This is a genomic window from Caballeronia sp. KNU42, assembly GCF_053760385.1.
This window is the reverse complement of sequence record NZ_CM132390.1, coordinates 1,501,918-1,527,348: the sequence shown is the minus strand read 5'-3', so window position 1 is coordinate 1,527,348 and position 25,431 is coordinate 1,501,918. Positions and strand designations below refer to the sequence as shown.

The following is a 25,431-nucleotide window of genomic DNA, read 5'->3' as shown; positions in this document are numbered from 1 at the left end:
TGCCCTCCCCTGCGCCACGCAGGATGACTCGAAGGAAGATGTACCGCAGAGTCAGACGCTTTTGGGGGATTCTGTCGATGGCGTTATTTGGAGTCGCGCTCACGGTGCTGATGTGGAGCACGCTTGCATCATGCGTTGTTGTAGTCGGTCATTTGCCGCCCCTATTCGTCAACGGCATCGCCCTGACGGTGGGCGGTTTGCTGGGACTGCCCTGGGCGCGCGACTGGCGGATGCCTCCGCTACTCGCTGTCGCCGGGTCTGCGGGCATGTTTGCATACCATGTCGTCTATTTTTACGCGCTCCAGCTTGGTGACCCGGTCGGGGTCAGCCTGATCCATTATCTGTGGCCGATACTGATCGTTATTCTTTCGCCAGTCTTCACACGCGACGTCCGCATCGGCCGTCGCCATCTCGTGCCCGCCGCCTTGGGATTCGCCGGCGCAATCCTCGCCTGCTTCGCGTCATGGAGCACTGCCTCCGCAAGCGCCGCAGGTCCGGCGGCGTCGGGGATAGGCCATGCCGGAATCGCGATGACGTGCGTCGCGTATGCGCTAGCCCTGTTATCTGCTTTCGCCTGGGCGGCTTACTCGCTGTTGGGCACGCGATATCGGCAAGTCCCCAGTCACTGCGTTGGGCTTTTCTGTTTGAGCGCCGGCCTCGGGTGCCTTGCCCTCTATTTTTTAAGGTCTTCGTGGCCGCACGTGACGATGACCGATGCCGGGGTTCTTATATACATGGGCTTGGGCCCTATGGGTGGAGCGTTTTACCTCTGGGATTTTGCAATGAAGCGAGGCGATCCACGCAAGACGGCCGTCCTGAGCTATGCGATCCCGGTCGTGTCGACGCTCTTCCTGTCGGCTTACCTGCGTGTCCCAATGACCGCAACGCTTTGGGCCGGCGCCCTTATGGTGACAGTGTCCGTGGCGATGGCATCGCGCAGCCACGGACTGCCTGGCGACTGACCACTTCGTCAAACGCCTGGGACACCTGAAACGTGCCGTGGTATTTTTGTTTGTCCCGCGCCGGCCATCCGGCAGCTTTGAACTTCGGCACTCAGGCGATTCGTATGAACATCCGGGCCCGATATTTATCCGCGATCTGCATCAACGTGCTCTTCCCGTGGCTCGCCTATCACCTTGCGTATCCGCGGTGGAGTCACCTCGGCGCACTGGGGGCCTCCACACTGCCCCTGATAGCCTGGATGAGCTGGGACCTTTTGCGCTTGCGCCACTTCGATGCGCTGAGCGCGAACGTACTCGTTGGCACGTTATTCTCACTGGCGGTTTCATCTGTTATTGACAACCCCCATACGCAGCTTTTCGAAGAGCCCGTCATCTCCGGATTGATCGGTATTGCATTTTTGATTTCACTCGCTTTTCCACGGCCGCTCGTGTTTTATCTCGGACGATCCACCGTCGCCCGCGAGCAGGACGGGGGAACGGCTCAGTTCGAGCAATGGTGGCGCGACGATCCTGAGCTCGTAGCGAGCATTCGAAAGATGACACTCGTGTGGGGACTGGGACTGACGGCGGAGAATGCGGTGCGGCTGTTGCTTGATATCGAGTGGGCAGACGCAACCTGGATCGCCGGCGTGTCCACATTTCTGCGGTACGCGACATACGGCGGATTGACGTTGTGGACCTTCCTGGAGAGAAGGCGCAGGAAACGGATGAGTCCGTCGGCATTGCCCGCGAAGTGAGCACTGACGATGCGAAGATCGCGGTCTTCTGCGCCAGGCGTTTTAGTACCGGAGAAGCCAATGCAACAGGGAGGCGCTGACTTTCAGCGCCTCCCTGTGACCGATAGCTTCAATACACCGCTCGTTAAAACGCTTCCCAATCAGCAGCGCCGGCCAATGCAACGGGCTTCGACTTCTCTTTGATCAGCGCCGGTGTCTTGAGCACTGCAGCCACGGCAACCGGGCTCAGCTTCGAACTCACAGCAATCGCGCGTTTCTTCGGCGCCGCCAACGCGCGATGCGCCGGTTTCGCGCTGAGCGCCGCCTTGCCAATTTCCAAACCGCCGTCATTCAACTGGAACACCGACACGGCCGCCTTCAACGCGCCCGCCTGATCCTCCAGCGATTGCGCCGCGGCCGCGGCTTCCTCCACCAGCGCCGCATTTTGCTGGGTGACTTCATCCATTTGCGTGACCGCGCGCGCCACCTGTTCAATCCCGCTGCTCTGCTCTTCGGAGGCCGCCGCGATCTCGCCCATGATGTCCGTCACCCGCTGCACCGCGCCGATGATTTCCGACATCGTGCGGCCGGCATCGCCCACCAGCGACGTGCCCGTCTGGACGCGCGAGACCGACGTGTTGATCAGTTCCTTGATCTCCTTGGCTGCCGCCGACGAGCGTTGCGCGAGACTGCGAACCTCTGCCGCCACGACCGCGAAACCTCGTCCTTGCTCGCCGGCACGCGCTGCTTCCACCGCTGCATTCAGCGCGAGGATGTTGGTCTGGAACGCGATGCCTTCGATGATCGTGATGATGTCGGCGATCTTCGTCGAACTCTGGTTGATGTCGCCCATGGTGGTGACCACTTGCGAGACGACCGTGCTGCCCTTGTTGGCGATCTCCGACGCATTGGCCGCGAGCGAACTTGCCTGCCGGGCGTTATCGGCATTCTGCTTCACGGTGCCGGTCAGCTCGTCCATGCTCGATGCCGTTTCCTGCAACGCCGACGCCTGCTCTTCCGTACGCGATGACAAATCGATATTGCCCGCCGCAATCTGCTTGGTCGCCGATGCAATGGACTCACTGCCCGAGCGCACCGTGCGTACCGTGCTGACGAGGCTGGCCTGCATCTTCGCAAGACCCGACAGCAGTTGCCCCATCTCGTCGCGCGAGGTGACGATCAGCTCGCGGCGAAGATCGCCCGCGGCGATTGCATCGAATTGCGCAAGCGCTTCGTCGAGCGGACGCCCGATCGCGCGGCGCAGCGACAGCCACGAGAACATGGCCGCTGCGAGGCCAATCAGAATGGACGCGATGCTGACCACGCGGAAGTCGCCGAATGCATCCTGCGAGGCGTCGTAGTCGCTTTTTGCAGAGTCGAACTGGTACTTGCGCAGCGCTTCGCCAAACGTGGCCAACTGGTTGAACGCAACCTGCATGGCTTCGGCGGAAGCGACAATCTTGTCTGCGTCGTTCGCCCTGATGTTGGCGTAGCCGTCGTCCATCAGCTTCTGGAGTTCAAGGCGCTTGGCCTGGAAGTCATCGGCCAGTTTGCGCTCGCCCGGACCCTGGGGCAGCGCGGCGTAGGTCGCCCACTCCTTGTCGGCACGCGTGCGCATCAATGCCCCGCGTCCAATGGCGGTTTCCGCGCTGGGCTTGCCGACCAGCAAGGCCGCGCGATCGAAGCTGAGCCGCTCACGGGCGGTGAACATTTCCGCGTTGCCGGCCGCGACAGCGCTAGGCATCTCGTTCATGAAGAGGTCGCGAGTCGTGTCGTTACCGCGGCTCATTCCCCACAGCCCCAGTCCGCCGACCACGATCAGCAACAGACCCAGAAACGCCATGGCAATGCCCAGGCGGCCTTTAATCGTCGAAAACATTTTGGTCTCGCTTTTTAATTCTCACATCGATATCCAAGCGGTGGCGCACGTCGATGCCTGCGAACGCGACCGAGGCCGACAGCGTCATCCGGCCCATACCCTTTAACGGCAAACACCGGCGTCACTTGAGCAACTGCTTAAGTCGCTCAAGCTTACATTTCAATAATTATTGAAATGTAAAAGCGTTTGTTGTACGCTTTGGCGCATGAAATCGAATACCGTTGTTCGCGCGCTAGGCGCGCTCGCGCACGAGTCGCGGCTGGCAATCTTTCGGGCATTGGTCGTGGCGGGTCCTGAGGGTCTGGCGGCCGGTGACATTGCTCAGCAACTCGGGGTCTCACCATCGGGTCTTTCGTTTCATCTGAAAGACCTTTCACACGCCGGACTGGTCGACGCGCGCCAGGGCGGCCGCTTCATCTTCTACTCAGCGAACTTCAACGCCATGAGCGGACTCATTGGCTTCCTCACCGAAAATTGCTGCGAAGGCCGCACGTGTTCGGCGAACGCGGCGTCGAAACGCTCCCGCTAAGCGGCGTTGGTGAAGTACACCCCTCTTTAACGATTCATGGAGACGCAAGGCATGACCATCACCATTTACCATAACCCCGCTTGCGGCACGTCGCGCAATACCCTGGCGCTGATCCGCAATGCGGGCGTTGAACCGGAAGTGGTCGAGTACCTCAAGACGCCGCCCAGCCGCGCCACGCTGGCCAAAATGATCGAGGACGCGGGCTTAAGCGTCCGGCAAGCGATCAGGGAGAAAGAGAAGCTATTCGCGGAACTCGGTCTCGCCGATGCAACGCTCACGGACGAACAATTGCTGGACGCCATGCTGGCGCACCCCGTCCTCATCAATCGCCCGTTCGTGGTCACGCCCGCAGGCACGCGTTTGTGCAGGCCCTCCGAACTGCTTCTGGAGATTCTCACCGAGGCGCAGAAAGGACCGTTCAGCAAGGAAGACGGTGAGGTCGTGATCGACGGCAAAGGAAATCGGGTTCGTTAATGTCATCAGGAATGCCTAATATCAGCCACGCGCACATCGACATTCCGAGTCTCGACAAGCTGGCGCCCAAGTCCGTTGCAACCCATCCGCCGCGGATCCTGCTGCTGTATGGTTCACTGCGCCCCACGTCATACAGCCGCCTCCTGACGCTCGAGGCCGAACGCATCCTTAACCATTTCGGCGCCGAGACAAAGGTCTTCGATCCGCACGGCCTGCCGATCACCGACAGCGTTCCAGCCGATCATCCGAAGGTAGCGGAGCTGCGCGCGTTGTCCGCGTGGTCGGAAGGACAAGTCTGGTGCAGCCCGGAACGGCATGGAACGCTAACCTCGGTATTCAAGAACCAGATCGACTGGATTCCGCTGGAAATCGGCGCAGTGAGGCCCACGCAAGGCCGCACGCTCGCGGTCATGCAGGTCAGCGGCGGATCGCAGTCGTTCAATGCCGTGAACGCGTTGCGCGTCCTCGGCCGATGGATGCGGATGGTGACTATTCCGAACCAGTCATCGGTAGCCATGGCGTACAAGGAGTTCGATGCCAGCGGGCGGATGAAACCGTCCGCGTACTATGACCGGGTAGTGGATGTCATGGAGGAGCTCGTCAAGTTCACCCTGCTTGTACGCGATCGTTCGTCCTACCTGACTGATCGCTATAGCGAGCGCAGGCAAGCGTCGCCGGTCGAGGCTACAGCGCTCGCAAACGCCGCAATGACCCATGAGACCGTTGCACCGGATGATGACGACGTCGAGTAGCGTCGCAACATCATTGCTGTAAGCCTTGACTTCATTCGTCCCAAGCGGATATTTTCGACCCTGATGGACTGCTCGCACGAGCCGCCCGTCAGGCATATCGAGCATATACAGCGAACCAATGGAGACACGAATGAACAACACACTCGCCCGACGCTCTACGTGCGGCCTCGTTATGGCAGCCATCCTGAGCTTCACCGCGAGCGCGGCGCATGCAGCGGCCGACTCAGTCAAGCTCGGCTTCATTACAGACCTTTCAGGGCTCTACTCCGACTCCGATGGCCAGGGAGGCCTCGAAGCCATCCGCATGGCGATCGACGACTTCGGCGGCAAGGTGAACGGCAAGCCCATCGAACTGCTGTATGGCGATCACCAGAACAAGGCGGACATTGCGGCATCGAAAGCGCGCGAGTGGATCGACCGCGACGGTGTCAACGGGATCATCGGCGGCACGAATTCGGCGACCGCGCTCGCGACCAACCAGATTGCCGCTGAAAAGAAGATTCCGTACATCAACGTAGGGGCCGGTGTCGATGCATTGACCAATGAGCAATGCACGCCCTACACGGTCCATTACGCCTACGATACCGTCGCGCTTGCCAACGGCACCGGCCAGGCCGTGACGAAGCAAGGCGGCAAGACCTGGTACTTCCTGACAGCCGACTATGCGTTTGGCAAGGCACTTGAAAAGAACACGTCGGAGGTCGTGAAGGCGAATGGCGGGCAGGTACTCGGCGCGGTGCGGCATCCGTTATCGGCAGCGGATTTCTCATCGTTCCTGTTGCAAGCGCAGGCATCGAAAGCACAGGTCCTGGGTCTGGCAAACGCGGGCGGCGACACGATCAACTCGATCAAGGCCGCGAAGGAATTCGGCCTGACCAAGTCGATGAAAATTGCCGCCCTGCTGATCTTTCTCACCGACATCCACAGCCTCGGGCTGGAGACCGCCCAAGGTCTTCTCGCGACCGATAGCTGGTACTGGAACAAGGACGCCGATACCCGCAAATGGGCGCAGCGCTACTTCGCCAAGATGAAGAAGATGCCCACCAGCTTGCAAGCCGCGGACTATTCGGCTGCGACCACTTACCTGAAGGCGGTGCAGGCGGCAGGAACGACCGACAGCACGAAGGTGATGGAGCAACTGCACAAGATGAAGATCGACGACATGTACGCCAAGGGTTATATCCGGCCCGACGGCACCATGATTCACGACATGTACCTGATGCAAGTGAAGAAACCCTCGGAGTCCAGGGAGCCATGGGATTTCTACACGATCACCGCGACCATACCCGGCGAGCAGGCGTTCGGGACCAAGGCCATATCGCGTTGCGCGTTGTGGAAGTGAACGACAGCGCACGACAGCACTGGGCGTGACGGCGTTCGCTAACGCTGACCGACGTCGACCTGATTGTTAAGCGGCTCGCCACGCACCAGACGCCGCACGTTCTGGGCGATCTGAAAGCCAATGGTTTCGAGGCTTGCGATTGCCGCCATATGCGGCGTGACGATGAGCTTCGGATGGCGCCAAAGCGGGTCATCGGGCGGCAGCGGTTCGTTGGGAAAAACATCGACGATCGCGCCGCCCATGTGTCCGCCGGACAATGCCGCAAGCAATGCGTCCATCACCAGATGTTCACCCCGGCCGACATGAATCAGTTTCGCACCCGGGTTCAATTGCCCCAGCACATCGGCGTTCAATAGACCGCGTGTCTCGCTGGTCAGCGGCAATAGACACACGAGGATATCGACGCCCGACAGGAACGCAGGCAACGCGTCCCGGCCGCTGAAAGACTGGATACCCGGCAGCGTCCTGCCACTGCGCGCCCAGCCCTTCACCGTAAAACCTGCATGCAGCAAGTCAGTGGCGACCCGCGCTCCAATTTCACCGAGCCCCATCACGCCGATGGTGCAATCGCTTGCGAGTTTTTGCGGGGGCACCTGCCATAGTCCGGCTCGCTGATTGGCAAGCACCTGGTCGAAGTGTCGATGAAAATGCAGCGCACCCCACATGACAAATTCGCTCATGGCGCGTGCCTGATAAGGATCGACCACGCGGCATACTGGCACTGCAGGCAGATGGGGATCGCACAAGATGTTGTCGACGCCGGCGGCAATGCCATGCACGAGTCGAAGCTCAGGCAGCGAGCGCAACGCGCCCGCCGGTGGATTCCAGCACACGGCGACTTGAGCATCGCCGGTGTCGGGAGCGCCGAACAACCGGACCTGCAGTTCGGGGGCCGCTGCTTCGATCACGGGCGCCAGCGCCGACATGTCATGATCTCGGCTGATGAGTACGAGCTTGGTCATATGCGGCTCGGGAAACGATCAAGGGACACCGGCGCACGACGTGACGATCATGCAGCCGGATGGCGGATCAGGACCGGTAGTCGGGAAGGTTGTCGGCTATCAGGCGCAACGCCGCTTGCCATGCCAGTTCGATGATCGGGTCCGCACCTTCAGCGTCGAACTGCCGCGCGGTGAGTTCACGGACATGAACCGGCGGTATCCGCAGTTGCGCCCCTCCGGCCAGCGCCTGCACCTGCGCCTGGCATGCGCGCTCGAGAAAGTAGATCTCGTGAAACGCATGCGCAGCGGTCGCACCGCCGGCGAGCAAGCCGTGGTTGCGCAGGATCATCGCCTTGTGTGGGCCGAGATCGGCAACCAGGCGCTCACGCTCGCCCAGGTCAAGCGCAATGCCTTCATAGTCGTGGTAACCCAGCTTGCCGTAGAACTTCAGCGCGTGCTGGCTGATAGGCAACAGCCCCTGCTCTTGCGCCGACACAGCGGTGCCCGCCGCCGTATGCGTATGCACGACGAAAGCGATGTCCTCGCGCGCCATGTGAATCGCCGAGTGGATCGTGAAACCGGCCTCGTTGACGATAAAGAGTTCGGGCGTATCGCGTGCACGCTCGTCGATCACCTTGCCCTCGTAGTCGATCTTGACCAGGTCCGAAGCACGCATTTCGTGGAACAACACGCCGTACCGGTTGATCAGGAACGCGGGTGTCGAACCCGGCAAGCGCGCGGTGATATGCGTGTCGATCATGTCCGTCATGCGGAAATGCGCCATCAGCCGATACAGCGCAGCCAAATCCTCGCGAACCTTTTGTTCGGCCGCCACAATCGGCGTAGTAGTCGTTTCCATGTCTTGATCCTTCCTCCTGATGTCACCGCTTGAGGCTTGAAGATAAAGCTTAGCGACGCTTCACGCCCGGTAGCACGCACAGCATTTCATAAAGCAGGTTCGCTCCCAGCAGCGACGTGTTCCCGCTCGTATCGTACGGTGGCGACACTTCGACCAGATCGCATCCGATCAGATCCAGCCCATGACAACCACGGATGATCTCGATGCCTTGAATCGTCGTCAGCCCGCCGATCTCTGGCGTGCCCGTGCCCGGCGCCCACGCCGGATCGATACCGTCGATGTCGAAGCTCAGGTATACCGGACCGCCCGCCACCTTGGCGCGGACTTCGGCCATCAGCGGGTCGAGCGACTTGTGCCAGCACTCTTCCGCCTGCACCACGCGAAAGCCTTGGCGGCGGCTCCAGTTGAAGTCGTCGGCGGTATAACCCTGCGCACGCAAGCCGATTTGCACCACGCGCTCGCAATCGAGCAGGCCCTCCTCCACCGCGCGCCGGAAGGTCGTGCCGTGGGCGATCTTCTCGCCGAACATGTGGTCGTTGACATCGGCGTGAGCATCGACATGCACAAGGCCGATCTTGCCATGCTTGCGATGCAGCGCGCGCAAGATGGGCAGCGTAATGGTGTGATCGCCGCCAAGCGTCAGCGGCACCACATTCTGCTCGACGATGCGCTCATACGACTCTTCGATGATCCGCACAGCGTCCAGCAGGTTAAAGGTATTGATGGCCACGTCGCCAATGTCGGCCACCGAAAGCGAGTCGAACGGGGCGGCGCCGGTCGCCATGTTGTAAGGCCGGATCATGACGGACTCGGCGCGAATGCCGCGCGGGCCGAAGCGTGTACCGGCGCGCAGCGATGCACCGATGTCCAGCGGCACGCCGATAAACGCAGCGTCCAGGCCGGCGGCCGAGGCGAGATGCGGCAAGCGCATCATCGTGGCGATGCCGCCAAAGCGCGGCATTTCATTACCGCCGAGCGGTTGATGAAAGATCTTTTCCATGGCACTTCCTCACGTTCATTCGTCCAGCTGTCTGGATTGAATTCTGGCTCTGATTCTGGCTCTTGCCGGCGCACCAACAAAGTGCTGGTGTGAAATATTTAGTTCAGTTATTTCTAAAGTATCGGCACGTCCGGGCCGGCGGCATTGCTTGAGCCTCGCCGGCGACGGGCAGTTCGCTTGCCGGCATTTACCCTATTCGATGGAGTTTGATGTGGCCACTGTATTGCCTGAAGCACGCCTGTTGCGCATTTTTACTTGCGTGATCCGACACCAGGGTTTTGCCGCGGCACAGCAGGAACTCAACCTGTCCACGTCGGCCATCAGCACCTACATGAGCCAGTTGGAGTCGCTGGTGGGCGTGGTGTTGTGTCATCGCGGGCGCGGTGGTTTCAGTCTGACACCGAAGGGCGAGGAGTTCCATCAGGAAGCGTTGCGGCTGCTTGGCGAGGTGGACGGTTTCGAGCGTTACGCCGCCGGACTGCGCGGAGAATTGCGCGGCAGTATCAAGCTTGGCGTACTGGATTCCACGGTCAGCGACAAGGCGTTGCCGCTCTCCGAGATCATTGGTGCATTTACGCGCGCGCATCCGGCGCTGCATTTGCATTTGCATGTGCAAAGTCCTTATGAATTGCAGCTTAGCGTGCTGGGCAATCGGCTTGATCTCGCGATCGGCGCGTTTCAGTTGCGCATGAACGGGCTGATCTACCATTCGCTTTATCGCGAGCAGCACTGGTTGTATTGCAGCGACAGCCATCCGCTTTTCAATGAACATCAAATCCCGCAGGAAACGATCAGTCAGCAGCGGATGGTCGGGCGCGCCTACTGGAGTCAGACGGAGCTGGCGCGGCATGGGTTCAAGCGTAGCGAGGCGACGGTGGACAGTATGGAAGGGCAACTGATCCTGATCTTGTCCGGCGCGTTTATTGGCTTCCTGCCGGAGCATTACGCTCAAGGATGGGTCGACACGGGGCGTTTGCGTGCTCTCGCACCGGCCGCGTTCGGCTATCAGGCGCCGTTTGCATTGATTGTCCGGCGGGGGCGTTCGAAGGAGCCACTGATCCAGAAATTCCGCGATACGTTGAAGGAGCATCTTGGGCGGTAGCGGATTGAGTTTCCTCAAGACCCCAGCGCAACCGAAAGCACCTGGTCCGCGTGCGCCCCTTCCCCTTCGTTTGTGACGCCAATAAACCGCCGCACCCGTTCAGCGCCATCCTGATGCCTGATCGCGTCGGGCGCCGCATCGAGCTCGATTACACCATTCTCCATAAACACGATCCGGTCGGAAATCGACATCGCAAAGTCCATTTCATGAGTGACGATAATCATCGTCATCCCTTCCTTGGCAAGCTCGCCGATCACATTAAGCACGTCGCCGACAAGCTCAGGATCAAGCGCCGACGTAGGCTCGTCAAACAGCATGACGGCCGGCTCCATCGCAAGCGCCCGCGCAATCGCCACGCGCTGCTGCTGCCCTCCCGAAAGCTGATGCGGATACTTGTACGCGTGCGCAAGCAGACCCACCTTGTCCAGCAGCGCCAGTGAGCGCGCGGTCACATCCGCCCGCTTGCCGCATCCGTGATAATGCGGCGCGAGCGTCACGTTCTCCAGGATGGTCCGGTGCGGAAATAAATTGAAGCTCTGGAACACCATGCCAATGTGCCGCACACCATCGCGTACACGCCGGATATTGGCTTTGTCAGCGGCGGAGATGAAGGTCTTGCCAAACAGGACGATCTCGCCCTGATCAATCGGCTCAAGCGCATTGATCGTGCGGATCAACGAAGTCTTCCCCGAACCTGACGGTCCGATGACCGCAATCACTTCCCCTGCCTTGACTTCCAGATCGATGCCCTTGAGCACTTCATGTTCGCCGTAACGCTTATGCAGGTTCTTGAGCAACAACGCATGCGGCGCGCCCTTGCCGTCCGGTCCGGCATTACCCGCGGCAACCGTTGCAACCGGTACAAGCCGCTTGCGCAGCGCCGCTATTTGCTCGGCCACAAGCGTTTCAGGTTTGCGCTTTGAAAGGTCAAGACGACGCTCGACATACTGCAACAACCAGCCGAAGACGGTGACGATCAGCACGTAATAGATCGCGATGGCCGACAAGGTTTCCATCACCAGGAAGTTCTGCGAATACAGCCGCTGCCCGACCAGCAGTAACTCGCTCAGCGATATCACCGAGATCAGCGACGTCAGTTTCACACAGGTGATGTACTCGTTGATCAGCGTCGGCAATGCAATGCGCAGCGCCTGCGGAATCACGATCAACCGCTGCAGGCCAATAGGGCTGATGCCTAGCGCCGCGCCCGCCTCATGCTGTCCTTTAGCCACGGATAGCAATCCGCCCCGATGAATCTCCGCCATGTATGCGGTTTCCGTGAGCGCCAGAGCGACGAAACCGGAGAAGAACGGATGCGACAACGCCACGCCGCTCGCGGGGAAAAGCTGCGGCAGGTTGTAGACGAACACGACCAGGACCAGCAGCGGAACACTGCGGAAAAACCAGATGTACACAGCGGCCGGTAACGATAGCCAGCGCGAGCGGGACAGCTTGGCTGAGGCCAGCAAGAAGCCCAGCACGAGGCCTGTCAGCCATGAAAGCGCGCTGAGCTCTACCACGGTCGCGCAGGCCTGCCAGAAGGCCGGCAACGCGAATAGCGACAGCAGGTAGGGGAAATCGTAGTGCATGAGTGCCTCTCGCCAGACGCGGTGCTCGGTGATCGGATCAGGTACGCCCTATCGTCCTGAATTCAGGACGACTTGGCGGGCGGCAGGGACAGGTTGTATTTCTTGAGCAAGGTTTCGTACTCGCCGTTTTTCTTCAACGCGTCGAATGCCTTGGTGAGGGTGTCGTAGAGCGCCGTATCATCCTTTCTCACATAGATGCCCAGCGTCTGCGGATAGATCAGTTGAGGCGACTGCACCACCACCACTCGGCCCGACGATTTGGCGGCCAGCGCATGAGCCGCCCCGGCAATTTCCATCTGCGCCTGCACGTTATTCGAAAGCAGCGCCTGCAACACTTCCGGGGCCGACGGATACTCGTTGACCGTGATCTCGCCCTTGCCGTTCGCCTTGCAATAGTCCTTCGACAACGCCTGCAATTGGGCGACCCACGTTGTCCCCTGCTCGAGGCCCACATGCAGTCCGCACAGTTCTTCGGGTGTCTTGGGTTTGATCGTGCTGCTGGCGGCCACCATGATCGCCGCCGAGGTCTGCGCGTAAGGAATCGCCTGGGCCTGTGCAACCCGCTCGGGCGTGACATACATGCCGGAAATGACCGCGTCGTAATGACGTGCGTTCAGGCCGAGGATAAGGCCGGAGAAACGCGTGTCGACGAAGCTCGCGCTAGCGCCGAATTGCTTGGCGAGCGCCCGTGAAAAGTCGGGATCGGAACCGATCACCTTGTCGCCATCGTAAGACTCGAACGGCGGATAGGTGATCTCCATGCCGACCTTGAACTGGCCGGGCGCGAGCGTAACGGCATTGGCCGGCGTCTGCGCAAACGCACCGGTCATGACAAATGCGCCGGCAAAGGCGGCAATCGCGGCAGTCGCGGCGGCGATCAGGAAATGCTTGGTGTCCGGCTTGAAAATCATCGTGTGACTCCGCTCGAAGAAAGGTGGTGTGTTGATGAACTTGCTCAGTCGCCCGGCCCGCGATCAGCCCGGCTGCCCGGCCTTTTTCAAATGCCCGAAACTGGACGGTTTGCGTGCCCGCGAGGGCAGCGTCGCGCGGCCTTCCGCCACGCGCTGGCGCAGGTATGTATAGGTTTGCAGCGCCTGCCCATACATGTGTTCGCCAATCGCGATTTCCTCGTACTCGTCGCCCTCCTTCGCAAAGGCCGGCAGCGGTTTGATCAGCGTGTGGTAGTCGCATGCATAGAACAGCGGGAACGAGTAGCGCTCCTCACGCACGGTGCGCACGCGGTGGGCCGTGGCAACAAATGCGCCGGAGGTCATCACTTCCAGCATGTCGCCAATGTTCACAACGAACGTCCCGGGCAGCGGCGGCGTATCGATCCATTCGCCAAGGCCGTTCATCACCTCGAGACCGGGTGCGTCGGCTTGCAGGATCGTGAAGCACTCGTAGTCGGTATGCGCGCCGATGCCGGGCGCATCCTGCGCCGCACCGTCGAACGGATAATGAATCAGGCGCAGCTTCGAGGGCGGCCGCGTGACCAGATCATCGAAGTGGTCCTCAGGCAGGCCCAACGCCAGCGCGAAGCCATGGAACAGCACGCGTCCGAGCGCAAACACCTGCTGGTAGTAGCGTTGCACGGCGGGCTTGAAACCGTCGAGCGCAGGCCAGTGGTTCGGTCCGAGCAGCGGAGTTCCGGCGAGCACCAGGGGATCGTCGGCGGGAACTTCGAAGCCAACGTCGAACGCCTCCTTATGATCGGGCTTGCCCTTCGCGTAGACCTCTTCACCCTCGGGCACGAATCCCTTGTGGGTATCGGACGCACCTATGTAATGCTCCATCTTCTTTTCGATCGGCTGCCTGAAATAGTCCTTGGCCGCCTGTCTCAGAGCGTCAATCACCGCGGGTTCTATCCCGTGACCGGAGATATAAAGGAACCCGACGTTGCGAGCGGCTCGTCCAAGCTCGCCGGCGACCGCCTGGCGATCCGCCAGCTTGTCGCTGAACAGGCCGGAGATGTCGATCACCGGAATCGATGTGAAATTTTTTTCCGGCGCAGCTTCGCCGGCGTGATTCGCTTGCATCGCGTATTGCTCCTGGGGGTCAGTGCGGGTCCGTGATCTTGCTGAAATCAATCTGGCTGAAATCGATCTGGCTAAAATGCGTGCGCTCCGCGTCCACCATCCACTCGTTGAGCTGGGACAGGTCGGCGACTGGCACATCGGTGAACGGCAGATGGTGCAGGTAGCCGTCTCGTCCGAACTCGGGGGTGAGGGTCGTGCTCTGATAGCCGCGCGCTGCTTGCGAGCGCCAGACAGAAGCCCAGTGGTCCTGATGAAAAGCGAGCGGCAATGCATACTCGGCGGCGGCGGGATGCGGCACCTGCGGGCCCTGGTCATAGCCTACCCGCGCCTGGATGTGATGCACGCGTTCAACGAACGGCGTGAGGTCGTCCTCGGCGTCATCGAGCAAGCGTTCACATACAACGACCCAATGGCTGATGTCGCTGGTGAAACGCAAGGCAGGCACCTGCCGTATCACGTCCAGCGTGACCCACGGGCTATACAGGGATCGCGCTCTATGCGTTTCGAAACTGCAAAACTGGTCGTGTTTTCGTGCAAGCTCCAGCGCCTTGCCGAAGAACTCCACTTGCTGCGCAAGCGGCCATCGGTCATTGCCGGCCAGCACGTTGATAAAACGCGGCGACAAATCAGCGGCCGACCCGAGCTTGCGATCCAGGTCCTCCAGATGTTGCGCCGGCGTGGCGCGCTGGTCGGGCAATACCGCGTTATCGGTGAAGACAATCGCGATGTAGTCGAGTTCGTGCTCCTTCAGGTCCCGCAACAGCGCAGTACGTTCGTCCGCCGTCAGCGGCAGGCGGGCTTCTATACCCGCCAGGCCCGCGTCGCGGACGTCACCGAAAATACTGCGCCGGTCGCCGAGATGGCCCCAGAGCGAGCGAAAGATGTCCAGTTGCATGGGCAGAGTCTTGTACGTGGAGCGCGATCGCGCCGTTCTTGTGAAAGCAATGTCGCATACAGCGTGGGCCGTGAAAAATCATGGAAACAAAACAATTAGTTTTGAAGTTTCTAAACTAAGTTCTGCCGCCGCGCGGCTTTCAACAAAGCCGGCCTGTCACCACCGTAGCTCGCTGGATCAACCCCGGCGTGGTTGCAACCCCACTCCGTCACCCTGTTTCCCCATATGATTGAGTGCTCTCGAACATCGCGCGACGCGTGCAACCGCCACCGTCGACCGTCCCGACGGGTGCGCTGCCTTCGCTTCACCGATGTCAAAAAATAAGGGAATAATTTGCCGCGCCGGTTCGTTTAACTCATGAGTGCCGCACATCGCGCGGGCGGTTAGCGGGCTCGTCCAAATTCCATGGGGAAAACAAATGAAGCTCAAACGCATTGCATCGACGTTGCTGGCTATCCTGACCGTCTCACTCGCCGTCTCCCTTGCCGGATGCCAAACCGACAGCCCAGCCTCAGGGTCGAGTTCGGGCGGAAGCTCCAGCAGCGGCGGATACTAAGCCAACCCCAGCTCACCCGGTTGAAAGCGATTGAAGCCGATTGAAAGCATCGCGTCGATGAACGTGTTTCGAATGCAGGGAACGTGAGCGATCTGCCGCGTCCTCCCGGAATGCAGGAGCCTGATTTCCAGCAGGCACTGGCAGCATTCAGGGCGATCGTGGGTCAACACGCCGTACTCGTTGGAGACGGTGCGGCGCAGCCGTATCTGGATCCGTTCGCGCCTGGTGACGCACACGCTCATGAAGCCTCGGCCATCGTGCTGGTGTCGAATGCCGGGCAGCTTCGCGCCGTGCTCGGCGTGGCGAACCGGTACGGCGTACCTTTGTGGAGCGTATCGACCGGACGCAACTTTGCTTACGGTGGCGCCGCTCCGCGACTTAAAGGCTGTGTCGTGCTGGACTTGCAGCACATGAACCGCATCGTCGAGATCAATGAGACGCTCGGTTATGCGCTGGTCGAACCGGGTGTCAGCTACTACGATCTTTATCAGGCACTTCAGGCGCGAGGCGCCGCGTTGTGGCTCGACCCACCGGCTGCCGGCTGGGGCAGCGTGATCGGCAATACTCTCGAGCGTGGCTTCGGCACGACCCCTTACGGCGATCACGCGGCCATGCAGTGCGGAATGGAAGTGATGCTGGCGAACGGTGAGACCGTACGCACCGGCATGGGCGCAATGAACGGCAATCACGACTGGCAGGTATTCAAGGCAGGTTTCGGTCCTTCCTACGACGCCATGTTCACGCAGTCGAATTTTGGCATTGTCACCAAGCTCGGCATCTGGTTGATGCCGAAGCCCGAAGGCTACATGCTATGCACTTATAAGTTCCGGCACGACACCGATCTTGAGAGCATTGTCGAGACGCTGCGTCCCTTGAAACTCGATGACACCATGCAAAGCAATGCGGTCATCGAAAGCGCGGTGCGATGGGCTGCCGGCGTATCCACACGCAAGCAATGGTACGACGGCCCGGGTGCGATACCTGATGCGGCAATCGAGACCATGACGCGCAAGCTCGGCATAGGCCGCTGGAATCTTCGCTTCTGCCTCTATGGTCCCGAAGCGCTGGTGATGGCGCGTCGCGATGTGATACACCGGCGCTTCTCGTCCATCACCGATGCGGAGCTGATCGAGTCACCCTATACGCTTGCCAACGTCGAACCTAAAGGCGGCGGCGATCGCAGCCATGTCGGCATTCCCAATCTCGACGCATTCAACTTGCTGAACTGGCGCGGCGGCGCCGGCGCGCACATTGATTTCTCGCCCGTCTGCGCGCCGCTCGGCCGCGACGCTGTCCGGCAATACCGGATGATCAGGGACCGCGCAGCGCATTATGGCTTCGACTATTACGGCGGTTTTACAGCCGGGCCGCGCAGCATGCATCACATCTTTGCGGCAATCTTCAATCGTGACGATCCGGCGCAGGCGCGCGACGCGGGTGAGCTGCTCAAGACGTTGATCACCGACTTCGGCGCCGCGGGCTATGGTCAATACAGAACCCACCTCGCCTTCATGGATCTTGCCGCATCCCAGTATGATTTCAACAATCATGCGTTGATGCGCATGAGCGAGAGCATCAAGGAGGCGCTCGATCCGAACGGCATTTTGTCGCCGGGAAAACAAGGTATCTGGCCTAAGAAGATCAAGGAGCGCGACTGATGAAAACCGGCCGGCGTGGGTTCCTTGCGAGCGCTTCGCTGGCGGCCGCAAGCATGCGCGTGTCATGGCCCGCGCAGACCATGCTGCGCTCCGCGCGGCTATCAAGCGGGCAAGTGGCGCCCGGCCACACGCTCACCATCGTCTTCGATGCACACCTCGCGGACAGCCGCGCTTTTGCGCTCAGGTCACGCACGATGGGCGCACGCATCGTGCCGCTCGGAAACGATATCGGCATGCTGTGGTTTGAGCACTTGATGCCTCTAGCCATCTCGCCCGGAAACACGATCGCGGGACTGACGACACACGCGAACGCGTTCTTGCTGACCCGCCTGGCCCAAGGCATCGGAATGCGGGTCGAGCAACGTACGGCCGAGGCGCATGCGGGGTCCGATACGCTGGTGATGTGGCAAATGGTTGCCTGAGTGCGGCCATCATTCTGCGCCCTATTCGCCGAGCTGACGCGATGAGCCGAATCCAATCCGGCACAAGCGCGCAATCGGCAAGAAAGAGCGTAAGCACCCGGTAGAGGAAGCAAGACTCACTGCCCTATGTTAAAGAAGTATGACCAAAACGGCATTTCCGGCGACATTGTGGCGCCGTTTCATGTGTGCTGACGCACCCCGTTTCAGCAGCATGCTTATGGTTGTGATGTAGCGCACACATCCAAAGGTTTTCTCGTTGGTCCCCGTATTCGTCGCCGATACACTCTGGCTAAATCGTAAAACCGGGGAAGGCGATGCAACCCATGACGGGCTTCGTGACATACGGCATCTGCGCGGCAATAGTCGCCGCGATTGCCGGCAAGAGAGGTCTCAGCTGGAGCGCGTATCTTCTTGTGATGCTGCCCTTGGGGCCGGCAATCGCGATCATCGTGCCGCTCTTCACGCAAGGCGCGCCGAATAGCCTCATGACAACAGCACTCGTTTTCTGCGTACCGCTTGCGGCGCTGCTGGTAGCGCTATTCAGCAAGGGATCGACGCCATTAACGTCAGGCGCCGCATCACGCGAACGCAAAGGCGCTTGAGCACCAGAGGCGCCCACCTCCAGAACAACGCACGTCCACACGCCGGCGACATCCGGTTGCTCGCACGGCAATCGCAACGGATTTCAGCCTGAATAAAAAATATCGGCGCCTGTTATCGAATAACAGGCGCCTTTGTCCGGCATTTCAAACCCGCTTGCTCAAGCCGCCACCGGCTCTTCCTCCACTTCACGTACCGTCACCGTCAACGGATCGAGACGCGTACCGTACGCGTAATCGAGCGTCATGCGCAGATAGTCGTAGCTCTTGCGAATGGCGGCGCGGATCTTGTTGACCGACTCCACCGGCGGATTCGTACCCAGCAACGTGGCCACGATATCCAGCGCCATCCACGGGTGTTCGTCGTCGTAATGGGCGTGCACCTTGAGCCAGCGCATGGCCGACTTGCGTATCGGTTCCGGAAAGGTCAGCGCATAGGTGTCGTCAGAGCAGACGAAGCACGAGAACTCACCCGTCGCACCTTCCACCGCATAGTTCGTTGCCGCCACCGCTACCGCCAGCTCGTCAGTGAGGCTGACATGCCCGCACCAGTGCGCGAGCGCATGCATTTCGCTTGGCACCTCTTGCGACAACAGCGCGTCGAGGTCGAGGCCGCTCGCCCCTGCCCATTGCAGCCAGTGCTTGGCATGCATGTTCTCAACCCGGATATTCTGGATGAGGTAGGAGCGCGCCATCCCTTCGCCATGCGAGTGGCCGAAGCGTGCTTTCATCAGGTTCGACGCCATGAACTGCGGAAACTGCTCGATGACAGGGAAAAAACCAATCAGGAAGCGATGCGTACTTTCAATGTCGAGCGTTGCTTCCTTCATGGCCACGCACAGCGGATGATAAACAATCCGGGTCTTCGCTTCTTCGCAATCCTTGACTACGTCTTGGAGCCATTTCGGATAGCTGGCGATGTTCTTGAGTTCGCCGGTACGGATGAAGTCTGTTGTCATCGGATGATGTCTCACAGGAATGGGTTTCAGGTGTTGGGCGCGGCATCCTCATGAGGGCAAGCCGGTTCTCGACTCGCCGTCGTGGTGCACCCAGAGCTTCGGGGAAGCCAAGGATTTCCTATATGCAGATGCGCACATTTCGCGGAACATTTAATCCAATCCAGTGATTCAGACAGCACCGCACCGAAGGTCCCTTTTGTGACGCGCAGCGATATCCGGTCCCGGGACCCGGGACCGGTAAAACAGTTGAGAGATCAAGGACCTGCGGAGAATTGATGCAGCCCGTTCGAGGTGTTCTGCGGCGCGGCGAATTGAAGTGCGCCCGTGCGGATCACTCGCCGGGGCGTGCGTCGTGGCTGGATTTTGGCGGAGAGGGACTATTGGATGCCGTTCAGGCGGCCAGCCGGACGAGACCCATGGCAGGGCGAACCGCCTCTGCCGGATAGACATGCCAGGCGCCGTCGTTGTGACGGAAAAAGAAGAGGGTGAAAGCGCTGGATGCCGAGCAGGATGCCGAGCCGGATGCCCGTTCCACTTCAATGCAGACGCAGCGGTGGCGCCCTGCACGGATACGATGAATGGAGTGCACGTGCAGATGCCCGGCAACGACCGCGCCCAGCCACTTTTCAACCAGCACGCGCAAAGACTGCTCCGACGCAACCATAAGATTCTCCGTGGTTTGCTTTTTCACCCCATGAGACCATGGTATGAGCGTCGTCAGCGCTTGTCCGTCGGGAGAGGTCGATTATGGCCTCAGGCGTGGCTGGTTTTATTGTCGGAATATCCTTACGAGCGATCGCGCTCGGAAGTCAAACCGTGTTTGATTGCGTAGCGGATCAGTTCGGCGTTGTTTTCAATCCCGAGCTTTTGCATGAGCCGCATCTTGTGCGTGCTGATGGTCTTGGCGCTCAGCACAAGCACTTCGGCTATGGCATTGATGCTCTTGCCCGCCGCCAGCAGGTGCAGCACCTGGAACTCGCGATCCGAGAGGATCTCGTGCGGTGCGGCGTCGCTTGAATGGGTATCGAAGACCATGACATCGACCAGCTTCGGATCAATGAACCGCCCGCCGCCGGCAAGCTTGCGAATGGCCGCGAGCAGGATGTCAGGATCGCTGTCCTTCGTGACATAGCCGGTTGCGCCGGCACGCACCGCGCGCGCAACGACCTGCGCTTCATTGTGGATGCTGAGCACGAGGACCGGCAGCACCGGGTATTCAGCGCGTACACGCCGGATCAGGTCGACGCCGCTGATGCCGGGCATCGTCATGTCCAGGAGCAGGAGGTCCACGCGCCAGGTGCGCAGTTTCTCGATCACCTCGGCGCCCTGCGCAGCTTCGCCTGCAACTTCAATGTCCGCTGTCGTCGCGATGATCTGCTTCAATCCGCTACGCACGATGGCGTGATCGTCGGCTATCAGGATACTGATCATGGCCGTTCGCCTCCGCCCAATGGGACGTGAATGGACACCACGGTGCCCGTTTCAGGCGAGCTGTCAATTCGCAACGATCCGCCGATCAGCCGGGCGCGCTCGCTCATGCCAAGCAGCCCGTATGAATATCCCTTGCGGGCCGCCGCCGGATCGAAACCGCAGCCGTCGTCGCTGACGTAGAGATCGAGCGTCGTCTCGGTGTTGGTCAGGGTGACGTCTACACGAGACGCGCCCGCATGGAGCGCCACGTTGGTCAGCGACGCCTGCACGATACGAAACACCGCAGTGGCATGGGCATCGTCAAGCACCGGCTCGGGGCCATTGATCCAGAGCTGGCAGGAAAGGCCTTTGCGGCGGCCGAAGTCCTCCACCAGCCACTCCAGCGCCGACACTATGCCGAAATTGAGCGCGGCCGGCCTCAGGTGACTCGCAACGTTGCGCACCATCCAGATCGTCTTTTCAACCAGCTCGCGCATGTCGTCGACTTTCCTTGCCGCATCCGCGTCCTGAGCCAGGCGCATCTTGAGCAATGAAACGTCCATCTTCAATGCAGTCAACAGCTGCCCGAGTTCGTCGTGAATTTCCATCGCGATACGTTTCCTCTCTTCTTCGCGAATCGCTTCCATGTAGGCAGACAACTCCCGCAATTGCTCGCGCGACTCCAGGAGTGCGTGCTCGATGCTCTTGCGCTCGGTAATGTCCTGGATCGTACCGACCAGCTTTAACGGCTGCTCAGCGCCGGCGCCGGCATGCATGGCCTCGGCCTGGAACTGGACGATCCGCACCACACCGTCGGCTCCCGTTACGCGGCAATCAAGACCGTATGGGCGCCGCTCGTCCAGCAGCACGCGTACGGCGTGACGGACCAGCGGCCGGTCCTCGCGATGCACCGCTGCAAGAAAAGTGCGATAGCCTGGCCGCGAAAGCCGCGGCGCCAACCCGAGGATCCGATACATCTCGTCCGACCAATGGATCACGTCGGCCGTCGTGTCCCACTCCCAGTCACCGAGCCGCGCAAGCCGTTGCGCGTTCGCGAGGCTCGCTTCGCTCGCCCGCAATTTTCCCTCGGCCAACTTGCGCGCCGTTACATCGTTCAGGCCTACGTAGATGGCCGGCGCATCGTCGAAGCTCGCGACCCGGGCGGTCAGCATTGCCCAGAACGTGCTGCCGTCCGGCCGTTTGAAATTGACTTCAGTGTTGCGAAAGCCGCCGGACATGCGAAGCTGGCGCACCAGCGTGTCCCGCGTCCCGGGGTCCACATAGAAGTCGATGACACTAATGACCGTGTCGGTCGGCGCGCCGAGGCCGAACAGCTTGCGAAACGGCTCGTTCATGTAGAGCAGCGCCCCTTGCGGCATCGACGTGATGCAAAACGGTAGCGGACTGGTCTCCACGATGTTGCGGAACCGCGCCTCGCTCGACAGCAGCTTCGTTTCGGCCCTCCTGCGCTCCTCTATCTCCTGCCGCAGGCTTGCATTCGCCTGTGCGAGTTCCACGGTGCGTTGCGCGACTCGCACCTCGAGTTCGTCGCGCGCACGCGCCAGCGCCGCTTCCGCTTGCTGGCGCTCGTTCACTTCGTTCGACAACTGCCGGTTCTGTGCGACCAGTTGCTTGTGCATGGCGCGTAGCGCCAGATGCGTGCTGATGCGCGCCATCATTTCGTCGATCCGGACAGGCTTCGTCACATAGTCCGCGCCGCCGGCGCCAAAGCCTTCGACCAGATCCCCGATGCCGGTTAGCGACGACATGAAGATCACCGGGATATCCCGTGTGTGCTCGTTCACCTTGAGCCGGCGGCAAGTTTCAAAGCCGTCGATGCCAGGCATCTTCACGTCGAGCAGGATCAGGTCCGGCCGCGAAAACTGCGCGCGTTCGAGCGCCTCCTCGCCGTCGAGCGCCACCAGGACGCGAAAGCCCTGGTCGGAGAGACTGTCGACCACGAGCCCGAGATTGGCCGGCGTGTCATCGACAATCAGGATTGCCGGCGGCTCGCTGCCACTGCCGCTCAGGTTGGCGCTTATCTCGCTCATGGCGCCGGCCTCGCTTCAAGATGGTGTTCCACGAGCAGGAGGATCGCCTTCGACTGATAGCCTTTCGCCAGCCCACGCAGATGCGCAGCAAATGGTTCGTACTGCGGATCGATCGATGACACCCGGTCCGCCCATGCAATGATGTCTCGCATGTTGCCAATTCGCGCAAGCCGATGCAGTTCATCCAATTCCGCCGGTGGCACGGCGGCCAGCACATCGGGCAATGCGGAATGCGGGGAAGGCGCTCTCACGGCATAGGTCCACTGAAGGTTCAGCAACGCACCTATCTCAGCCAGCAAGCGGCCGAAATCGACCGGCTTGGCGAGGAATGCATTCACACCGGCCGCAAGACTTCTTTCCTGGTCGCGCCCGGAAGGGCTGGCGGTCACCACGATGATCGGCACGTCAGTCAGTCCCGGTGTCTGACGCAACCGGCGCGTGAGCTCGAGGCCGTCCATGCCGGGCATCACGATGTCCGTGACGATCAGCGCCGGCCACGTGCTTTGCGCCCTGTCCAGGCCCTCGGCGCCGCTCGCCGCCTCGATGATTTCAAAACCGAGCCGGCTCAGCAATTCCGTGATGACGGTGCGATTGACCGCCACGTCGTCGATGATCAGCACCTTCTTGCGCGGCCCCTCGTAGCCGGTCGCAACGCATGCATCCGGTTCCCCGGATGTGCCTGGGCGCACTGTGGTGGCAGGGGCCAGTTCGAACCAGAAGGAACTGCCTTGTCCGAGCCCGCTCTCGACGTGGATCTCGCTGTCCATCGCCAGCACGAACTCCCGGCTGATGGCGAGCCCCAGCCCGGTGCCCTCGGAACGCCGCTCGGGATTACCGACCTGTTCGAATGGTTCGAAAACCGTTCTCAACTGGTCCGGGGGAATGCCGATCCCGGTGTCGCGTACCTCGAACCGTACCGCCCCTGAAGCGGTCTGCGTAACAAGCAGGCTCACCCTGCCCCGATCCGTGAATTTGACGGCGTTCGCGAGCAGGTTGAGCAGCACCTGGCGCAAGCGCCGCGCGTCGGCGCGCACGCCGCCGGGCACGTCGGGCGCAATGACGCAGGCATACTCGAGCTGCTTCTCCTCCGCCTTCACTCCGATGATCTCTCGAATCGCATCCACGAGACCGGACAAGGCTACATCGACGATCTCAAGCCGCAGCTTGCCCGCCTCTATCCTCGCGAAGTCGAGCGTATCGTCGATCAGCGTCAGCAGGTGTTCGCCGCTGCGCTGGATGACGGCCACGCCGGTACGTTGCCGCTCGCTCAGCCCGCTGTCGCGCTGCAGGATCTGCGCGTAACCCAGGATGCCGTTAAGCGGCGTGCGTAGTTCATGGCTCATGTTGGCCAGGAATTCGCCCTTGGCCCGGTTCGCCGCTTCTGCCGAACGAAGCGCTTCACGTTGCTTGGCGGCGTTACGTTCGTCGAGGTAGGCGACATGCAGGCGTACGCTCATCGCATGAAATGCAGCGACCACGCGATCGAGTTCGTCGGGCCGTCGGGGCTGGCGGCGCTGCAAGCTGAAGGGTTGCGGCGCCTCGCGAAAGTCGTAGCGGCCGACAAGCCGCGCGATTGTCGCGAGGTGCCGCGTGACGAGCCGCCAGAAGATATAGATGATGAAAAGCGCAACCAGGAACGTGTTGGCTGCCTGGCTCACCAGGATCAGGAGCGCGGTTTGCGCCAGTTCGCGATAGAGACCGGAGAGCGTCGCCTCGACGTACAAGGTGCCGAGCACGCGTTCCGTTCCGCGGACGCGGTAAGAGATGGAAAATTTGCGCCAGATGACCGCGTCGTTCGTGCGCTGGCCGGCACGCACCACCAGGGGCGCGGCGACCGGGCCAGCCTCGCGAACCTCGGCGGCACGAATGTCGGCAAGACGCAGCATGCCGTCCAGCTCGAGTTGAAGCTGCTGCCGGTCGAGCCGCCATAAACCCTCGCCGAGGCTGTCGCGATAACTCCGGTCGATATCCGACAGCCGGTTTTCGATGAGCGCGATGCCGCGCTCATAGTCGCCGTAGAGTTGAAGCGCGGTCAGCAGCAGCGTAACCACGCAGCTGAACAGGAGGACGGTCGCGATAAGCCGCATGACCACGCTGTGGCGAAAGCGGCTCAGCGAACTCCACAGCGCGCTGAACATGTTGAGAACCATATCCCCCCGCGAGTGCCCTGAGCCTCGTTTTCGTTAATCTGCACTCGTTGCCGAATGACGGTTATCGTGAGTTCATTGGGCGGACGGCACGCGGTGGCGCCTGCCGTCGGTACTGAAATGGTTTAGGTGAGCAGACTGGCGTTGCGCCTCGCATGCGCCCTCTGCGCTTCATCCAGCTTTCAAATTCATTTGCATTCGCCTGAAAGAAACTGACGCGACCCTAGCCGTTTGCGGCCATATTGAACGGGCCGTACGAGTTCCCCAAAATCTCGTCGATGCAATCGGCCAGGTCGCACAGCACACCCGATTCATCGACATCGAGCGTTTCCGCATGGAATTTGCGCAGCTCCCACATGGTGTCCGCAAGGCGCCTGATCGGTATGGGTCCGCTATTGATCAACGGCCAGCAATGCATCAGGTACGCGAGCGGAATCACGTTCCTGTTCTCGCACCATGCATCGAACAAGCGCAGGCAGATAGTGTGGATATGCTCCACCGCATTTTCACGCTCGGACAGATACGGAATCATGGCGGATGACCGGTTAAACCC

At 60.7% G+C, this 25,431-nt stretch carries 25 protein-coding genes; 11 read left to right on the top strand and 14 right to left on the bottom strand.

The window, feature by feature from the left end:
• Window positions 1–77 precede the first annotated feature (77 nt).
• Entirely contained in the window at window positions 78–962 is an 885-nt protein-coding gene (locus ACSOSP_RS38125; RefSeq protein ID WP_455314181.1) for a DMT family transporter, read from the top strand.
• 104 nt (window positions 963–1,066) lie between these two features.
• On the top strand, window positions 1,067–1,699 hold the full coding sequence (locus tag ACSOSP_RS38120) for a VC0807 family protein (RefSeq protein ID WP_455314180.1): 633 nt from the start codon (window positions 1,067–1,069) through the stop codon (window positions 1,697–1,699).
• A 124-nt stretch (window positions 1,700–1,823) separates the two neighbouring features.
• Here the strand turns inward: ACSOSP_RS38120 and ACSOSP_RS38115 are convergent, their stop codons facing one another.
• Entirely contained in the window at window positions 1,824–3,557 is a 1,734-nt protein-coding gene (locus tag ACSOSP_RS38115) for a methyl-accepting chemotaxis protein (protein WP_455314179.1), read from the bottom strand.
• Window positions 3,558–3,762: 205 nt separating this feature from the next.
• Here ACSOSP_RS38115 and ACSOSP_RS38110 point away from each other — a divergent pair, with 205 nt between their 5' ends.
• The 4 genes from ACSOSP_RS38110 (at window position 3,763) to ACSOSP_RS38095 (ending at window position 6,654) form a co-directional block, all read left to right on the top strand.
• A complete protein-coding gene (locus tag ACSOSP_RS38110; protein WP_455314178.1) occupies window positions 3,763–4,086 on the top strand; it encodes an ArsR/SmtB family transcription factor in 324 nt (107 codons plus the stop codon).
• 51 nt (window positions 4,087–4,137) lie between these two features.
• Window positions 4,138–4,560 (top strand): arsenate reductase (glutaredoxin), encoded by a 423-nt coding sequence (arsC, locus tag ACSOSP_RS38105; protein ID WP_455314177.1) that lies wholly within the window; start codon window positions 4,138–4,140, stop codon window positions 4,558–4,560.
• Window positions 4,560–5,312 carry an arsenical resistance protein ArsH gene (gene arsH, locus ACSOSP_RS38100; RefSeq protein ID WP_455314176.1) on the top strand — a complete coding sequence of 251 codons (753 nt, stop codon included), beginning with the start codon at window positions 4,560–4,562 and terminating at the stop codon, window positions 5,310–5,312. Before arsC ends, arsH begins: the two co-directional genes overlap by 1 nt.
• Window positions 5,313–5,484: 172 nt before the next feature.
• Window positions 5,485–6,654, top strand: a complete 1,170-nt coding sequence (locus ACSOSP_RS38095; protein WP_455315367.1) for an ABC transporter substrate-binding protein — start codon at window positions 5,485–5,487, stop codon at window positions 6,652–6,654.
• Window positions 6,655–6,692: 38 nt separating this feature from the next.
• Here the strand turns inward: ACSOSP_RS38095 and ACSOSP_RS38090 are convergent, their stop codons facing one another.
• The 3 genes from ACSOSP_RS38090 to speB all read right to left on the bottom strand — a co-directional run bounded on the left by ACSOSP_RS38090 (window position 6,693) and on the right by speB (window position 9,454).
• On the bottom strand, window positions 6,693–7,616 hold the full coding sequence (locus ACSOSP_RS38090) for a 2-hydroxyacid dehydrogenase (RefSeq protein WP_455314175.1): 924 nt from the start codon (window positions 7,614–7,616) through the stop codon (window positions 6,693–6,695).
• Window positions 7,617–7,683: 67 nt separating this feature from the next.
• Window positions 7,684–8,454 carry a class II aldolase/adducin family protein gene (locus tag ACSOSP_RS38085; RefSeq protein WP_455314174.1) on the bottom strand — a complete coding sequence of 257 codons (771 nt, stop codon included), beginning with the start codon at window positions 8,452–8,454 and terminating at the stop codon, window positions 7,684–7,686.
• 49 nt (window positions 8,455–8,503) lie between these two features.
• Entirely contained in the window at window positions 8,504–9,454 is a 951-nt protein-coding gene (speB, locus tag ACSOSP_RS38080) for an agmatinase (protein ID WP_031363762.1), read from the bottom strand.
• A gap of 211 nt (window positions 9,455–9,665) precedes the next feature.
• Here speB and ACSOSP_RS38075 point away from each other — a divergent pair, with 211 nt between their 5' ends.
• Window positions 9,666–10,556, top strand: a complete 891-nt coding sequence (locus tag ACSOSP_RS38075; protein WP_455314173.1) for a LysR family transcriptional regulator — start codon at window positions 9,666–9,668, stop codon at window positions 10,554–10,556.
• Between the two features lie 14 nt (window positions 10,557–10,570).
• Here the strand turns inward: ACSOSP_RS38075 and ACSOSP_RS38070 are convergent, their stop codons facing one another.
• The 4 genes from ACSOSP_RS38070 to ACSOSP_RS38055 all read right to left on the bottom strand — a co-directional run bounded on the left by ACSOSP_RS38070 (window position 10,571) and on the right by ACSOSP_RS38055 (window position 15,076).
• Window positions 10,571–12,145 carry an amino acid ABC transporter permease/ATP-binding protein gene (locus ACSOSP_RS38070; RefSeq protein ID WP_455314172.1) on the bottom strand — a complete coding sequence of 525 codons (1,575 nt, stop codon included), beginning with the start codon at window positions 12,143–12,145 and terminating at the stop codon, window positions 10,571–10,573.
• 62 nt (window positions 12,146–12,207) lie between these two features.
• The gene (locus ACSOSP_RS38065) at window positions 12,208–13,056 is read right to left on the bottom strand and encodes an ABC transporter substrate-binding protein (RefSeq protein WP_455314171.1); all 849 of its coding nucleotides are present in this window, start codon (window positions 13,054–13,056) and stop codon (window positions 12,208–12,210) included.
• A gap of 63 nt (window positions 13,057–13,119) precedes the next feature.
• Entirely contained in the window at window positions 13,120–14,181 is a 1,062-nt protein-coding gene (locus ACSOSP_RS38060) for an isopenicillin N synthase family dioxygenase (protein ID WP_455314170.1), read from the bottom strand.
• A 19-nt stretch (window positions 14,182–14,200) separates the two neighbouring features.
• A complete protein-coding gene (locus tag ACSOSP_RS38055) occupies window positions 14,201–15,076 on the bottom strand; it encodes a sugar phosphate isomerase/epimerase family protein (protein WP_455314169.1) in 876 nt (291 codons plus the stop codon).
• A gap of 418 nt (window positions 15,077–15,494) precedes the next feature.
• Between ACSOSP_RS38055 and ACSOSP_RS38050 the strand changes: the two genes are divergently transcribed.
• The 4 genes from ACSOSP_RS38050 to ACSOSP_RS38035 all read left to right on the top strand — a co-directional run bounded on the left by ACSOSP_RS38050 (window position 15,495) and on the right by ACSOSP_RS38035 (window position 18,314).
• Complete coding sequence (locus ACSOSP_RS38050; RefSeq protein WP_455314168.1) at window positions 15,495–15,632, top strand: hypothetical protein; 138 nt, start codon at window positions 15,495–15,497, stop codon at window positions 15,630–15,632.
• 110 nt (window positions 15,633–15,742) lie between these two features.
• Window positions 15,743–17,290, top strand: a complete 1,548-nt coding sequence (locus ACSOSP_RS38045; protein WP_455315366.1) for an FAD-binding oxidoreductase — start codon at window positions 15,743–15,745, stop codon at window positions 17,288–17,290.
• A complete protein-coding gene (locus ACSOSP_RS38040; protein WP_455314167.1) occupies window positions 17,290–17,712 on the top strand; it encodes a hypothetical protein in 423 nt (140 codons plus the stop codon). Before ACSOSP_RS38045 ends, ACSOSP_RS38040 begins: the two co-directional genes overlap by 1 nt.
• Before the next feature lie 314 nt (window positions 17,713–18,026).
• The gene (locus ACSOSP_RS38035; RefSeq protein WP_455314166.1) at window positions 18,027–18,314 is read left to right on the top strand and encodes a hypothetical protein; all 288 of its coding nucleotides are present in this window, start codon (window positions 18,027–18,029) and stop codon (window positions 18,312–18,314) included.
• Window positions 18,315–18,472: 158 nt separating this feature from the next.
• Here ACSOSP_RS38035 and ACSOSP_RS38030 read toward each other — a convergent pair whose 3' ends face one another.
• The 6 genes from ACSOSP_RS38030 to ACSOSP_RS38005 all read right to left on the bottom strand — a co-directional run bounded on the left by ACSOSP_RS38030 (window position 18,473) and on the right by ACSOSP_RS38005 (window position 25,410).
• Complete coding sequence (locus ACSOSP_RS38030) at window positions 18,473–19,270, bottom strand: TenA family transcriptional regulator (RefSeq protein WP_455314165.1); 798 nt, start codon at window positions 19,268–19,270, stop codon at window positions 18,473–18,475.
• Between the two features lie 391 nt (window positions 19,271–19,661).
• A complete protein-coding gene (locus ACSOSP_RS38025; RefSeq protein ID WP_455314164.1) occupies window positions 19,662–19,934 on the bottom strand; it encodes a hypothetical protein in 273 nt (90 codons plus the stop codon).
• A 122-nt stretch (window positions 19,935–20,056) separates the two neighbouring features.
• A complete protein-coding gene (locus ACSOSP_RS38020) occupies window positions 20,057–20,701 on the bottom strand; it encodes a response regulator (protein ID WP_455314163.1) in 645 nt (214 codons plus the stop codon).
• On the bottom strand, window positions 20,698–22,731 hold the full coding sequence (locus ACSOSP_RS38015) for a response regulator (protein WP_455314162.1): 2,034 nt from the start codon (window positions 22,729–22,731) through the stop codon (window positions 20,698–20,700). Before ACSOSP_RS38015 ends, ACSOSP_RS38020 begins: the two co-directional genes overlap by 4 nt.
• Window positions 22,728–24,881 (bottom strand): ATP-binding protein, encoded by a 2,154-nt coding sequence (locus ACSOSP_RS38010; protein ID WP_455314161.1) that lies wholly within the window; start codon window positions 24,879–24,881, stop codon window positions 22,728–22,730. The genes ACSOSP_RS38015 and ACSOSP_RS38010 overlap by 4 nt, the downstream gene beginning before the upstream one ends.
• A 220-nt stretch (window positions 24,882–25,101) precedes the next feature.
• On the bottom strand, window positions 25,102–25,410 hold the full coding sequence (locus ACSOSP_RS38005; protein ID WP_455314160.1) for a hypothetical protein: 309 nt from the start codon (window positions 25,408–25,410) through the stop codon (window positions 25,102–25,104).
• Window positions 25,411–25,431 lie beyond the last annotated feature (21 nt).

Excerpts from the sequence above, each read along its gene's own strand:
- ACSOSP_RS38125 (WP_455314181.1), top strand. The coding sequence starts at position 78 with ATGGCGTTATTTGGAGTCGCGCTCACGGTGCTGATGTGGAGCACGCTT.
- ACSOSP_RS38120 (WP_455314180.1), top strand. The coding sequence starts at position 1,067 with ATGAACATCCGGGCCCGATATTTATCCGCGATCTGCATCAACGTGCTC.
- ACSOSP_RS38115 (WP_455314179.1), bottom strand. The coding sequence starts at position 3,557 with ATGTTTTCGACGATTAAAGGCCGCCTGGGCATTGCCATGGCGTTTCTG.
- ACSOSP_RS38110 (WP_455314178.1), top strand. The coding sequence starts at position 3,763 with ATGAAATCGAATACCGTTGTTCGCGCGCTAGGCGCGCTCGCGCACGAG.
- arsC (WP_455314177.1), top strand. The coding sequence starts at position 4,138 with ATGACCATCACCATTTACCATAACCCCGCTTGCGGCACGTCGCGCAAT.
- arsH (WP_455314176.1), top strand. The coding sequence starts at position 4,560 with ATGTCATCAGGAATGCCTAATATCAGCCACGCGCACATCGACATTCCG.
- ACSOSP_RS38095 (WP_455315367.1), top strand. The coding sequence starts at position 5,485 with ATGGCAGCCATCCTGAGCTTCACCGCGAGCGCGGCGCATGCAGCGGCC.
- ACSOSP_RS38090 (WP_455314175.1), bottom strand. The coding sequence starts at position 7,616 with ATGACCAAGCTCGTACTCATCAGCCGAGATCATGACATGTCGGCGCTG.
- ACSOSP_RS38085 (WP_455314174.1), bottom strand. The coding sequence starts at position 8,454 with ATGGAAACGACTACTACGCCGATTGTGGCGGCCGAACAAAAGGTTCGC.
- speB (WP_031363762.1), bottom strand. The coding sequence starts at position 9,454 with ATGGAAAAGATCTTTCATCAACCGCTCGGCGGTAATGAAATGCCGCGC.
- ACSOSP_RS38070 (WP_455314172.1), bottom strand. The coding sequence starts at position 12,145 with ATGCACTACGATTTCCCCTACCTGCTGTCGCTATTCGCGTTGCCGGCC.
- ACSOSP_RS38065 (WP_455314171.1), bottom strand. The coding sequence starts at position 13,056 with ATGATTTTCAAGCCGGACACCAAGCATTTCCTGATCGCCGCCGCGACT.
- ACSOSP_RS38060 (WP_455314170.1), bottom strand. The coding sequence starts at position 14,181 with ATGCAAGCGAATCACGCCGGCGAAGCTGCGCCGGAAAAAAATTTCACA.
- ACSOSP_RS38055 (WP_455314169.1), bottom strand. The coding sequence starts at position 15,076 with ATGCAACTGGACATCTTTCGCTCGCTCTGGGGCCATCTCGGCGACCGG.
- ACSOSP_RS38050 (WP_455314168.1), top strand. The coding sequence starts at position 15,495 with ATGAAGCTCAAACGCATTGCATCGACGTTGCTGGCTATCCTGACCGTC.
- ACSOSP_RS38045 (WP_455315366.1), top strand. The coding sequence starts at position 15,743 with ATGCAGGAGCCTGATTTCCAGCAGGCACTGGCAGCATTCAGGGCGATC.
- ACSOSP_RS38040 (WP_455314167.1), top strand. The coding sequence starts at position 17,290 with ATGAAAACCGGCCGGCGTGGGTTCCTTGCGAGCGCTTCGCTGGCGGCC.
- ACSOSP_RS38035 (WP_455314166.1), top strand. The coding sequence starts at position 18,027 with ATGCAACCCATGACGGGCTTCGTGACATACGGCATCTGCGCGGCAATA.
- ACSOSP_RS38030 (WP_455314165.1), bottom strand. The coding sequence starts at position 19,270 with ATGACAACAGACTTCATCCGTACCGGCGAACTCAAGAACATCGCCAGC.
- ACSOSP_RS38025 (WP_455314164.1), bottom strand. The coding sequence starts at position 19,934 with ATGGTTGCGTCGGAGCAGTCTTTGCGCGTGCTGGTTGAAAAGTGGCTG.
- ACSOSP_RS38020 (WP_455314163.1), bottom strand. The coding sequence starts at position 20,701 with ATGATCAGTATCCTGATAGCCGACGATCACGCCATCGTGCGTAGCGGA.
- ACSOSP_RS38015 (WP_455314162.1), bottom strand. The coding sequence starts at position 22,731 with ATGAGCGAGATAAGCGCCAACCTGAGCGGCAGTGGCAGCGAGCCGCCG.
- ACSOSP_RS38010 (WP_455314161.1), bottom strand. The coding sequence starts at position 24,881 with ATGGTTCTCAACATGTTCAGCGCGCTGTGGAGTTCGCTGAGCCGCTTT.
- ACSOSP_RS38005 (WP_455314160.1), bottom strand. The coding sequence starts at position 25,410 with ATGATTCCGTATCTGTCCGAGCGTGAAAATGCGGTGGAGCATATCCAC.